We start from the raw sequence: 12861 nt of genomic DNA, 5'->3' as shown, positions 1-12861 counted from the left end.
ACTTGATCTTCAGTGAACACAGATTCTGTGCTCGTCGATGATCCCTGTGGGAGCGGGCTTGCTAGCGATGAACGATAACGCGGTTTTTCAGTCTTCCTTGCGAACCGTTGCCACCTCATCAACCTTGACCTTCACCTTCGTCCCGGAAATATCTTCAAACTCGTAGAAACCTTCCTTGTTATTGGCTTTCGGCATGTCCTTGGTCAAATACTGGGTGCCGTTCTGCAGTGTCACCACCGTTGGCGTCGAGCAACCGGCGAGGGCCAGCAGGGCCGCCATTGCCAGGGGCAAACCCAGAGTCTTGATTTTCATAACCACCTCTCATCCTCCAAAAAACAGCGCGACTGCTTCGAATCCTTCAATCGTCACTGTACCTCTAACGCGGTTGGTACGATGGATCGCGGGAAAGTTCGACTGGCAGCCGAAATAATCCTGATCACGCCGCCGCTTATCCTTTTCCGTTTGCACCGGACAGGGCGTTGCTGGTATCTGTACGCATAACCAGTACTCGCTCCCGATGGCCCTGTTTTCCTGTGACCCAGAATCCGCTCGACGATCCGTTCTATTACTTGAACAACTTCATGCAAGTGCTTGATTGGCTTGAGCATCGCTATGCCGATGTGCTGGCTGTCGAGGAACAAGCCTTCATCCGTGAATTCAACCGGTTGCCCCGCGAGTCCAGGGCGCTGCTGGTGCGGATGGTGATGCGCAAGGGCATTCACTTCCGGGCGAGCAAACTGCACTACCTCGAGATTGGCGACATCGCCAGTGCCGCCAAGCCGTTGCTGGAACTGGGCTGGATCGATGAGCAGGCGCCGCTGCCGCTTGAAACGTTATTCGACGTGTTGCTCAAGGCGGAAATCGTGGAATGCTTCGGCACCGCCATTGATCAGCCCAAAGGCAAGAAGACCGAGTGGCTCCCGATCCTGAGCGAGCAGTTTCCCGAAGCGCTCAGCTTTAGCCAATGGTGCGCGCCACTGGCGGACCGGTTGTTCAGCCTGACCATCATGGGCCTGTGTGATCGTCTGCGCTTGATGTTCTTCGGCAATCTTTATCAGGACTGGTCGGAGTTCGTGCTGGCCGACCTCGGCATCTTTACCTACGAAAAAGTCGAGTTCTGCGCCGAATCCCGAGGCTTGCGCAGTCGTGAGGACGTGGATGCCTGTCTGTTTCTTCACAATTGCCTGCAGCAGCTTGAGGCCGGCGAGGCGGTGGCGCCCATTGTCGAGCAGATCACCGGGCTGACCCTGAGCAATCCCTGGTTGCAGAAACGGCGCGGCAAGCTGTTGTTCCAGATCGGACAGCACTGCGAGCGCATGGCGGATTTCGCCAATGCGCTGAGCATTTATCGCGACTGTGCCTGGCCTGGAGCGAGAGCGCGGTTGATTCGTGTGCTGGAACGCTGCGGCGAGTATCAACTGGCCATGGACCTGGCCACGGTTGCCGGCCAATCGCCAGAAAGCGCTGCCGAACAACAGCACTTGCTGCGTGTATTGCCCAGATTGCGGCGCAAGCTCGGCGGGCCGCCAGCAAAGCGTTCATCCCCAAGGGAAATGCTGCGCCTGGACCTGCAACTGCCCAGAATCGACCCCTCGTTATCGGTGGAGTTCTACGTACAGGCACATCTGGAGGAGGATTCGGCACCGGTGCATTACGTCGAAAACAGCCTGATCAATTCGCTGTTCGGGTTGCTGTGCTGGCCGGCGATCTTCGCGCCCTTGCCGGGGGCTTTTTTCCATCCGTTCCAGCGTGGGCCGGTGGATCTGCTCAACGAAGACTTCCACGCACGGCGGGCCGATCTGTTCCAGGCCTGTCTCGCCGAACTTGATGACGGACGTTACCTGCAGACGATCCGGGAACGGTATGCCGCCAAATGGGGCGTGCAATCGCCGTTCGTGTTCTGGGGCGCGTTAAACGAAGAACTGCTCGATCAGGCACTCGATTGCCTGCCGGCCGAGCACCTCAAACACTGGTTCAATCGTTTGTTGCTGGACATCAAGGCCAACCGCGCCGGCATGCCTGACCTGATCCAGTTCTGGCCGCAGCACAAAACCTATCGCATGATCGAAGTCAAAGGCCCTGGCGATCGCCTGCAAGACAATCAGTTGCGCTGGCTCGAGTTCTGTCATGAACACCAGATGCCCATTGCCGTCTGCTACGTGCAATGGACGGAGCAAGGCGCTTGAGCTACAGCATCGCAGTGCGGGCGTTGTGTGAGTTCACCGCCAAGGTCGGCGACCTCGACCTGCGCTTCACGCCATCGCCGACTGCGCTGGAAGGCATCGTCGGCCACCGGACGGTGGCGTCCCGGCGTAGCGACGGATATCAGAATGAAGTCGCGCTTGAAGGCCTGTATCAAACGTTGAAGGTCAAGGGCAGGGCGGACGGCTACGACCCGGTGCAAAACTGCCTGGAAGAAGTCAAAACCTACCGCGGCGACCTGAGCAAGCAACCGGCCAACCATCGTCAACTGCACTGGGCGCAGGCCAAGGTCTACGGTTGGTTGATGTGCCAGAAACTGGGCCTGGCGCAGATCAACCTGGCGCTGGTGTACTTCGACATCGTCAGCGAAAAGGAAACCTGCCTGGTCGAGGCGTTCAGCGCTCAGGAACTGAAGGTGTTCTTCGAGCATCAGTGCCAACTGTTCCTGCGCTGGGCCGAACAGGAAATGGCCCATCGCGAAGCACGCAATGCTGCGGCGCAGCAACTGGCGTTTCCCCATGCCGATTTTCGCCCGGGGCAACGGCACCTGGCCGAGTCCGTGTTCAAGGCCGTGAGCACTGGCCGTTGCCTGATGGCCCAGGCGCCGACCGGCATCGGCAAGACCGTCGGCACGCTGTTTCCGATGCTCAAGGCCTTGGCGCCGCAGCAGTTGGACAAGGTGTTTTTCCTCACGGCGAAAACCCCGGGGCGCAAATTGGCGCTCGATGCCGCGCAGGTCATTCTCGACAGCGCCGCTGCGCTACCGTTGCGGGTCCTGGAAATGATCGCCAGGGACAAGGCCTGCGAGCACCCGGACAAGGCCTGCCATGGCGAATCCTGCCCGTTGGCACAGGGTTTCTACGATCGGTTGCCGGCAGCGCGCCAGGCCGCCAGCGAGCTGACGCTGTTGAACCAGAACGCCTTGCGTGAGGTCGCCCTGAAGCACGATGTCTGTCCTTACTACCTGAGCCAGGAAATGGCCCGTTGGGCCGACGTGGTGGTTGCTGACTACAACTACTATTTCGATTTCAGCGCGCTGCTGTTCGGGCTGGCCCAGGCCAACAACTGGAAAGTCGCGGTACTGGTGGACGAAGCCCACAACCTGGTGGAGCGTGGGCGGCAGATGTACAGCGCAAGCCTTGACCAGTCGACGCTCAACGCTGTGCGTAAAACCGCTCCCGAGCCCTTGAAGAAAGCCCTGCAGCGGGTCAATCGCGAGTGGAACGCCCTGCATAACCTGCAACTCGCGCCTTACCAGGCCTACGACAAACCTCCGGAGAAACTGCTCCAGGCATTGTCGTCATGCAGTGCGAGCATCGGCGACTACCTCAACGATCATCCCCAGGGCCTGGACAGCGCCTTACAGACTTTCTATTTCGACATGCTGCAATTCTGCCGCGTCGCCGAGCTCTTCGATGAGCAGTTCCTGTTCGACATCAGCAAGCGCGACCTCGACCGTAAGCGCAACCTGTCGCAACTGTGCCTGCGCAACGTGGTGCCTGCCGGTTTCATCCGCCCGCGCCTGACGGCAGCACGCAGTACCGTGCTGTTCTCCGCGACGTTGAGTCCGCGCCATTACTACGCCGATTTACTCGGAACGCCGGCGAACTCAGTCTGGATCGACGTCGAATCGCCGTTTCACGCTGACCAGTTGAAGGTCCATATCGTCAGCCGGATTTCCACGCGGTTTGTCCATCGACAGTCCTCCCTGGCGCCGATCGTCGAACTGATCGCCAGGCAATTCAGCCAACGCCCCGGCAATTACCTGGCTTTTTTCAGCAGCTTCGATTACTTGCAACAAGTCGCACAGTTGCTGGCCGAGACACATCCTCACATCAATCTCTGGTCGCAATCCCGAGGCATGGGGGAAGGGCAGCGTCAGGACTTTCTCGATCAGTTCACTGCACACAGCCAGGGCATCGGCTTCGCGGTGCTGGGCGGGGCGTTTGGCGAGGGCATCGACTTGCCCGGTGCACGGTTGATCGGCGCATTTATCGCCACCCTCGGACTGGCGCAACTCAATCCGGTCAATGAACAGTTGAAACATCGGATGGCAGCGATTTTCGGGGCTGGTTATGACTACACCTATCTGTTTCCGGGGGTGCAGAAAGTGGTGCAGGCGGCTGGGCGCGTGATTCGTACGCAACAGGATCAAGGGGTGGTGATGTTGATCGATGACCGGTTTGGCGACAGCAAGGTCAAGCAACTCCTGCCGCGTTGGTGGTCGGTTGCTCCGTCGAATTCGCTCTCTGTCGAGTAGGAATTTTTACCTTAAAAAACATCGACATATCTTGAAAGCCAAGGCCGTTTGAATAAACGGTGAGTGCGCGCTTTATTGATAGGGCAAGTCATCACTTTCAATCCCGTCTTTGATAAGGAAATCAAGGTATGTCAGAAGCACAGAAGTATGAGTACACCCCCGACCAGGTCACGCAGGCATTCGATGAAATCATAGCGACGATTTTCAGCGGTATTACCGTCGAAGCCGTACCCAAAATGCTGATCGTGGCAGGGGTCGAGGCCTCAGGCAAAACGTACTTGCTGGAAAAAAGCCTGCTGCCTACTGGCCGCTATGAAAACTACGTGCGTCTGTATCTGCCCGAGTACAGAAAAAAACACCCTCAGTACGCGCAGATAATCAAAAAAGGCGTTTTACATGCTTACGAGCACACGGAGGAATTTGTTCGGGAAGTCTGCGCAAAAATCTTTGCCCAGGCGTTCGACAGCAAATACAACATCATCATGGAAAGCGCCTTCGACAGCCTGGATTTCGCTGCCTTTCCGCCGTCGGCGACCGCTGCCGGGTATCAGTTCGAGACTCACATTGTTGGCTGCACTCAAGAATTCGCTCATGTATCGAGTATTAAACGAGGGCTAAAGAGCCTTGAAGTGCAGGCCTTGGAAAGATTTCTCACAGCAGAGAAGCTGGATATCAGCACAAGCCTTTCGCAAGCGATCATTCTGGCCTTCGAGACGGCTGCAAAGGCGGTCAGCGGCTCGCAAATGTTTGTCTATGAACGTGGATTCGGAGCGTTGAACGAACGAATTCTTCGTGCACATAGCGCCTATACAAAAAATACCGATGGTTCCGTCACCACAACGACAACCGGAATGAATTTCACCTACAGCATCTACTCCAAGATTATTCAGAACCTCGTTTTCGCAAGGAGCGATCGCAACGAAATCGTTAAAGAATGCCACTTGGCATTGCTCAAGGCCTCTACCCATGCCGCGGATGTCCCACAATTTGTCTACAACGACTTGTACGCTTACCTCGTCAGGTACGTGTATCGATAGTTCCCGGGGGCAAGTGTCGTGTTGCCGGCTTCGCAAAATCCCGGTTTGCCGCATACTCCAGCAAAATAATCATGATGTGAGGGCTCAATGAGCGAAGATCGAACCAAAGCCAGCACCATCGAAGACGGGCGCTTTCGCTTGTTGATCGACGCGGTGATTGACTATGCGATCTACATGATTGATCCCGAAGGCATCATCACCAGCTGGAATGCGGGCGCCAAGCGTTTTAAAGGGTATGAGGAAGCCGAGATTCTCGGTCAGCATTTCTCGCGTTTCTACACCGAAGAGGATCGCCTCAAAGGACTGCCCCAGCGGGCGCTGGACACGGCGATCCGCGAGGGGCGTTTCGAGGGCGAAGGCTGGCGGGTTCGCAAGGACGGTACACATTTCTGGTGCCACGTGGTAATCGACCCGATTTACGATGCGACGGGCACCTTGTTGGGTTTTGCCAAGATCACCCGGGACCTGACCGACCGCAAGATGGCCGAAGAAGTCCTCAAGCAAAGCGAGCAGCAGTTCCGGCTATTGGTGCAAAGCGTCACGGACTACGCCATCTACATGCTCGACGCCGATGGTCGCCTGACCAACTGGAACCCTGGTGCCCAGCGCATCAAGGGGTATCTGCCCGAAGAAGTGATCGGCAAGCATTTTTCGATGTTCTACACCCCGGAAGACCGCGAAGCCGGCGAACCGAAACGCACGCTGGACATTGCGGTTCGTGAAGGGCGATTCGAAAACAAGGGCTGGCGACTGCGCAAGGACGGCACACGGTTCATGGCGCATGTCGTGGTCGACCCGATTTGGGGCGACACCGGCACATTACTCGGTTTCGCCAAGATCACCCGGGACATCACCGAAGCGACCTACACCCAGCAGGCCCTCGAACAAGCCCGCGAGGCGCTCTTTCAAGCGCAAAAGATGCAGGCCATCGGGCAACTCAGCGGAGGCATCGCCCACGACTTCAATAACCTGCTGACAGTGATCCTTGGCAATCTGGAAATCGTCCGCAAGCGGGTGGGCGAGGATCCGAAAATCACCCGGTTGCTGGACAATGCCGCTCAGGGCGCCTTGCGCGGGGTTTCGCTGACCCAACGCATGCTGGCCTTTGCCCGGCGTCAGGAACTGAAGACCGAGCCTGTCGAAATACCGAAGTTGGTAGAGGGCATTACCGGTTTGTTGCGCAGCTCCCTCGGGCCCTCCGTGGTGCTCGAAACCCGTTTCCCGCAAGAAATCGAGCCAGTGGTGGCAGACGTTAACCAGCTCGAACTGGCTGTCCTGAACCTGGTGACCAACGCCCGCGATGCAATGCCCCACGGCGGGAAAATCCTGATCAGTGCCAAGTCTGAAGAAGCTGGGGATCACCCCTCGCTCGCGCCAAGGTCAGGTCGTTTTGTCTGCCTGAGCGTCAGTGATTCGGGAGAGGGCATGGATGACGCCACCCTTGCCTCGGCGATGGACCCGTTCTTCACCACCAAGGGGGTGGGCAAAGGCACGGGGCTGGGATTGTCGATGGTTCATGGTTTCATCGAACAATTGGGCGGTCGATTCATTCTGAAAAGCCAAAAGGACAAGGGAACCACGGCCGAACTGTGGATACCCGTCTCCACTAACGGTCTGGCCACCAAGCCTGCCCGGGAGGAGGCCGCGCCACCGGTGCCGCGCCTGTGCGTGCTGGTGGTGGACGACGACAGCCTGGTGCTGACCAGTACCTGCCTGTTGCTCGAAGATTTGGGTCATCGAGTGATCAGTGCAGTATCCGGCGCTGAAGCGCTGACAGTGTTCGACAGCGAACAGGCCATTGATCTGGTCATCACCGACATGGCCATGCCGCAAATGGACGGCGCGCAACTGGCGCAAGCGATTCGAAACGTCAAGCCAGACCTGCCAATCATCCTCGCCACGGGTTATGCCGAGCGACTGGAAGGTTTTGCGACCAGACTCCCGCGCCTGTCCAAGCCTTTTACTCAACTCAATCTGGTGGAGATCATTGCCTCGACGATGAAATGACTCATGTCCATGGCAGGCCCCTTGCGATGTAAATCCAGCTGAACTTGTCAGTAGGCGTTTCTTCTAAACGTTTTCCATTCTGCGCGTGACTCCCTTGCCAAGAATACTGACTGAAGCCGCTGACGAAGAAGTCCTGACCGAACACAATGCCAAGATGTTCGGCTCGCCCAAGGAGCGTCTGGATTTCTACCGGCGGGAAATCCAGTACGAAACCAGCATTCTGGCCAATCGCACCGACGCCTACCTCGCGGCGCAATCGTTTCTGGTGATTGCCTTCGCATCGTGCATGGCCAACCTCAATCCCGAGTGGGGCAAACTCTTTACCCTGGTGGTGCCGCCATTCCTGGCACTGTTAGGGCTGCTCAGTTCCCTGAACGCCTGGCCGGGCATTCGCGCGGCTTACGACATCATCGATCACTGGCACTTCAAACAGAGTGAGTTACTGCGCAGCGAACCTTTGATGGGACTCGCCTACGATGAGTCGCCGTTGTTCAGCGAGATGGAGTCGTCCCACAAGGGTTACCGCAAGTCACTGTTGTTCTCAGTGCGCACACCCTGGATTTTTGCCACGTTCTGGGTGTTGCTGGGCAGTTATGCGTTTTATATCCAGGTAACCAATCCCGGCGCGTGAGCCGCAAAAACAAGAAAGCCCGGCGTTTTCCGTAAGGCTGTTCACTCAAGCCGGGCACGTCAGTTTGTGGCGGGGGGATTTCTTGCCCTATGAAGATTTTCTTAAGTGAACAGCATTACGGAAAACGCCGGGCCTTTTATTGCCTCTCACTTTGATCAGGCCGCCAGATTGGCCGCACTCATTTCTTTCTTGTACTGGGCCTTAAGACTTTCCATTTGCGCCCCCAATTCTTCAAGGGTGGCTTTGCCCAGCAGCTTTTTGGCCTGAGGAAACATTTCCTTTTCTTCCTCTTCGATGTGGTGTTCCAGCAGTTCCTTGACCACTTTCACGCGCCCGGCGAATTCCACGGAGGACGGGTCGGTGACTTTCAAGTCAGGCAGCACCAGAGAATCGACGGTGCGGTGTTCTTCCTTGGCTTCGTAATACATGACGTCCTGTTCTTTGCCACCCGCTTTCTTATATGCCGGGTACAGGACTTCCTCTTCGAGTCGGGTATGGAGGGTGATCTCCATTTCAAGCTTGGCCAGCAGCTCGGTGCGTTTTTTAACACCACGCTCGGTGGATTCGCTCAGTTGGGTCAGGATGCCCTTCACACGTTCATGGTCGGCTTGCAACAGATCAATGGCGTTCATGGTCAAGTCTCTCGAATAGTCACGGGGTTGAGCGCGAACGGTCTCAAGGCCGAAGGTCGCTCATAGTCCAGGAGCATTTGTCGTGCCGGATTGGCTACTGAGGTAACGGCCTTGAAAATCAACAGGTTGAACTTGCTAATGGCGAACTGCGGTCATGCAGCCTGCATGAGTCCGGATTTTGACTCATGCAGTTCGCGGTTTCATTTTCGCAGCGCCAAAATACCAATGCCTGTATTCACCAGCGAGGATTCTGGCGCACTAGACCCGATCCCTTGTGGGAGCGGGCTTGCTCGCGAACGGTGTTCCAGAATCAGAGATGTCGACTGACACGCCACATTCGCCATGCAAGCACGCTCCCACATTCGTATCGGGTGATGGCTGATTTCAGGTTGATAAATACCGGCGGACATTCCCAGCCATCAAATCAGGGCTTTTGCTTTTTTCGCTGTTCATACCAAGCCAGCATCGGTTGCGTGCTGATGCCATGGACGAGGATGCTCAGCGCAACCACCGACAACGTCAGGTCGGTGCAAAGTGCCGCAGTTGAAGGCGCGAGCCCATGGTTAAGGGCATAGAAAAGGTAATACAGGCTGCCTATGCCGCGAATGCCGAACCAGCCGATCAACAGGCGCTGACGACCGTCCAGCAAGCCGCGCCAGGGCAGGGCGACGACGCTCAGCGGTCGAATCAGGCAAAACAACACGCCGCCGATCAACAGCGCTCGCCAATCCCAATGCCCAATCAGCACGACACCGAGCAGCGTCACCAGAAACACTTCCATGGCACGTTCTACCAGGCTGCCGAACGCGAGCATGTCGCCCATCATGATGCCGGCAGCGACTTGCGTGTCTTCAAGACCTTCGGTATCGCCATGGACGGCCTGGTGCGGTTCGACGTTCTGGTGGCCGACCACCGGCTGTACCCGATGCTCGGCCGGCAGTTCGTCATCGCCGGTGGATTTGACCTCTTCATGGCGCAGGCCCAGGCCCGCTGCAAACACGGACAAAAAGCCGTAGCCATGAACCGCTTCGGCGCCGACGTACGCCAGGGCAATCAACGCGAGGGCCAGGTAGTCGTTGGGGGAAAGGGTGCTGTCTTCATTCTTGATCCGCAGCGCCAATGTCAGGCGACCAATGGCGCGCCCCATCGCATACCCCGTGAGCAAGCCGGCAGGCACGGCCCAGAGCAGGCTGCGCAGCGCCCAGTCGCCCAGCCAGCCGGGGTTGCCGTCGTGTTGCAACAGCAGCAACCCGAGGATCACGAACGGAAAGGCAATCCCGTCGTTGAGCCCGGCTTCACCGGAGAGGCCGTAGCGCACACTGTCGTCATCCCGGGCATCGTTGACTTGTACCAGCGCCGCGAGTACCGGGTCGGTGGGTGCCAGTATCGATCCGATCAACACGGCGACGCCCCAGGACATTTCGAAACCGTAGTGCAACAGCAGGCTGACACCGGCAATGGTCAACACCATCACCGGTCCGGCCAGGCCGACCGCGATGCGCCAGTTTTTATCCTTGAAGGGCGAGCGCAACTTCAGGCCACACACGAACAGCGAAAAGAGCACCGCGACTTCCGTCAGATGCTCCATCCAGGTCGAGGCGTCGTTCATGTCCAGTTTCAACAGACCCAGTGCTGCGGGCCCGATTGCAATCCCCAACACCAGGCACACCGCCGATGTCGTCACCGGCATCCAGCGCAGGTACGAGGACGTCAACGCCAGAGTGAGCAGCACCGCACCCAACACTGCTACCCAGAGAATGAAGCTCATGCGCTGTACCCGCCCAAAGGATGCGTATTCAAAGCATAGGCTTGCCGCCGGTAATTCCGTAGCGCTGACCGGTGATGTAGCTGGCCTCGTCCGAGGCCAGCAGCACATAAATCGGCGCCACTTCGACGGGTTGTCCCGGCCGTCCCAGCGGTGTTTGCCCGCCAAAGTTCTGCACTTCCTCATCGGGCATGGTCGAGACGATCAGCGGCGTCCAGATGGGCCCTGGCGCCACGCAGTTGACCCGGATGTTTTTCGGTCCCAGCATCTGCGCCAGGCCGGCGGTGAAGTTGGCGATCGCGCCTTTGGTGGTGGCGTAGGGGAGGAGGGTCGGCTTGGGCATGTCCGAGTTGACCGAGCTGGTGTTGATGATCGAACTGCCGGGTTTCATGTGCTTCAGCGCCGCCTGGCAGATCCGGAAAATGGCGGTGATGTTGACGTCAAAGGTCATCACCCATTCTTCGTCCGGGATGTCCTCGAAATGTTCGTGGGTCATCTGGAACGCGGCGTTGTTGACCAGGATGTCGATGCGGCCAAAGCGTTCGACGGTTTTGTCGACCAGCGTCTGGCATTGCGCTTTCTGCGCGATGTCGCCGGGCAGCAACACGCACTGTCGCCCGGCCTGTTCGACCCAGCGCGCGGTTTCCTGCGCGTCTTCATGTTCATTGAGGTAGGCAACGGCGACGTCCGCACCTTCACGGGCGAACGCGATCGCGACAGCGCGGCCGATCCCGCTGTCGGCGCCGGTGATCAGGGCGATCTTGCCGTCCAGACGGCCGGAGCCTTTGTAACTCTGCTCGCCACAGTCCGGGTACGGGTCCATTTTCTTCTGGGAGCCGGGGACGGGTTGGCCCTGTTTCTTGAAAGGGGGTCTTGGATAGTCAGTCATCGTGAAATCTCCGTTCTCAAGGCAGAAGAGTCAAAGGGTGGACCCCGCTCTTTTGTCTTGAGTTCGGTTGGATTTCGGAGGGCTGTGGAATCTCTCGAACTGCATAGATTCCCTGTGGGAGCGGGTTTGCTCGCGAAAACGGTGTGTCAGTCAACATTAATACTGGATGACACACCGCTTTCGCGAGCAAGCCCGCTCCCACAGGGGATGGCGTTGACGAAGTTCGGTCAGGCCTTGAGATTGATCAGGCTGCGCTCCATCCGCGCAATCCCTTCCTCGAGCAACGCACGCGGGCAGCCGAAATTCAGGCGGACGAACTGTTTGCAATCATCGCCAAAATCCAGGCCTGGGCTAAGCCCGACCTTCGCCTGTTCAAGGAAGAACTGCTGCGGATTCTCCAGGCCCAGCGCCGAGCAATCGAGCCACGCCAGATAAGTGCTCTGCGGTACGTTCATGGTGACACCCGGTAGACGGGTGCGAACCGCATCGACCAGGTAATCGCGGTTGCCTTGCAGGTAACCCACCAGCGCGGTCAGCCACGGCCCGGCTTCAGTATAGGCAACCCGTGTCGCTTCCATGCCCAGCGGGTTGACGCTGTCGACCATCCCGCAACGGGCGTGGTTGACGCGCTCACGCAAGGCCCGGTCCTGAATGATCATGAACGAGGTCTTCAGGCCGGCGATGTTGTAGGCCTTGCTCGCCGACATCAGCGTGATGGTGCGCTGGGCGATTTCCGGGCTTAACGATGCGGTGGGAATGTGCTTGCGCCCGTCGAAGCACAGTTCGGCGTGGATTTCGTCGGAGATGATCCAGGCGTCCTGCTCCCGGCAGATGTCGGCTACCGCTTGCAGTTCGTCCCGTGGGAACGTCTTGCCCAACGGGTTGTGCGGATTGCTCAGCAGTAACGCGCCGCCACCGGCCAGCGACTGGCGCAAGGTATCGAGTGGTGTGGCGTAGGTGCCGTCTGCCTGCGTGTCGAAATTCAGTTCAACCTTGTTCAGACCCCAATGGCCAGGGGCATGCCGCAGCGGCGGGTAGTTGGGGACCTGGACCACGACGTTCTGTTGCGGTTGTACCAGGGCGTTCAGGGCCATGTTGAAACCCGACTCCACGCCCGGCAGGAAAATCAGCTCTTGCGGCTGAACGCGCCAGGCGTACTTGTTCCACAGATCGGTGACGATGGCGTGGCGCAAGTCATCCTGAGCCACGCTGTAGCCGAGCAACGGGTGTTCCAGACGCTTTTGCAGGGCCTGGATGATCACCGGCGGCGCGGCAAAATCCATGTCGGCGACCCACATCGGCAATACCTCGGCCGGGTAGCGGCTCCACTTGGTACTGCCGGTGTTGTGGCGATCGAACACCTGATCAAAATCGAAAGTCATGCTCATCTCATAAAGGCCGGGATTAATTCGGCAGACATGATAAGCGCCAAGCCCTC

At 58.0% G+C, this 12861-nt stretch carries 10 protein-coding genes; 5 read left to right on the top strand and 5 right to left on the bottom strand.

Translation table 11 applies throughout. From position 1 onward, the window contains the following. Nucleotides 1–87: 87 nt before the first annotated feature. The gene (locus PMI01S_RS30060; RefSeq protein WP_084323807.1) at nt 88–312 is read right to left on the bottom strand and encodes a YgdI/YgdR family lipoprotein; all 225 of its coding nucleotides are present in this window, start codon (nt 310–312) and stop codon (nt 88–90) included. A 221-nt stretch (nt 313–533) separates the two neighbouring features. Between PMI01S_RS30060 and PMI01S_RS30055 the strand changes: the two genes are divergently transcribed. From PMI01S_RS30055 to PMI01S_RS30035, 5 genes are all read left to right on the top strand, one after another. Then, nucleotides 534–2186: a VRR-NUC domain-containing protein gene (locus PMI01S_RS30055; protein ID WP_084323806.1), complete on the top strand. Its 1653-nt coding sequence runs from the start codon at nt 534–536 to the stop codon at nt 2184–2186. After that, the gene (locus PMI01S_RS30050) at nt 2183–4462 is read left to right on the top strand and encodes an ATP-dependent DNA helicase (protein ID WP_084323805.1); all 2280 of its coding nucleotides are present in this window, start codon (nt 2183–2185) and stop codon (nt 4460–4462) included. The genes PMI01S_RS30055 and PMI01S_RS30050 overlap by 4 nt, the downstream gene beginning before the upstream one ends. Nucleotides 4463–4590: 128 nt before the next feature. Then, entirely contained in the window at nt 4591–5499 is a 909-nt protein-coding gene (locus PMI01S_RS30045) for a zeta toxin family protein (protein ID WP_084323804.1), read from the top strand. Nucleotides 5500–5586: 87 nt separating this feature from the next. Next, entirely contained in the window at nt 5587–7506 is a 1920-nt protein-coding gene (locus PMI01S_RS30040) for a hybrid sensor histidine kinase/response regulator (protein ID WP_084323803.1), read from the top strand. Between the two features lie 94 nt (nt 7507–7600). Further along, nucleotides 7601–8137 carry a hypothetical protein gene (locus PMI01S_RS30035; protein ID WP_084323802.1) on the top strand — a complete coding sequence of 179 codons (537 nt, stop codon included), beginning with the start codon at nt 7601–7603 and terminating at the stop codon, nt 8135–8137. 155 nt (nt 8138–8292) lie between these two features. Here PMI01S_RS30035 and PMI01S_RS30030 read toward each other — a convergent pair whose 3' ends face one another. From PMI01S_RS30030 to PMI01S_RS30015, 4 genes are all read right to left on the bottom strand, one after another. After that, nucleotides 8293–8769 carry a PA2171 family ribosome-binding persister protein gene (locus PMI01S_RS30030; RefSeq protein WP_084323801.1) on the bottom strand — a complete coding sequence of 159 codons (477 nt, stop codon included), beginning with the start codon at nt 8767–8769 and terminating at the stop codon, nt 8293–8295. Nucleotides 8770–9193: 424 nt separating this feature from the next. Beyond that, nucleotides 9194–10537, bottom strand: a complete 1344-nt coding sequence (locus PMI01S_RS30025; RefSeq protein ID WP_084323800.1) for a cation:proton antiporter — start codon at nt 10535–10537, stop codon at nt 9194–9196. Between the two features lie 28 nt (nt 10538–10565). Then, entirely contained in the window at nt 10566–11423 is an 858-nt protein-coding gene (locus PMI01S_RS30020) for an SDR family oxidoreductase (RefSeq protein WP_084323799.1), read from the bottom strand. A 227-nt stretch (nt 11424–11650) separates the two neighbouring features. Continuing rightward, complete coding sequence (locus tag PMI01S_RS30015) at nt 11651–12805, bottom strand: MalY/PatB family protein (protein ID WP_084323798.1); 1155 nt, start codon at nt 12803–12805, stop codon at nt 11651–11653. Nucleotides 12806–12861 lie beyond the last annotated feature (56 nt).

The organism is Pseudomonas migulae NBRC 103157 (assembly GCF_002091715.1).
Classification (GTDB): Bacteria; Pseudomonadota; Gammaproteobacteria; order Pseudomonadales; family Pseudomonadaceae; genus Aquipseudomonas; species Aquipseudomonas migulae_A.
Note: the sequence above shows the minus strand (reverse complement) of the source record. Positions and strands in the feature narration are given on the sequence as shown.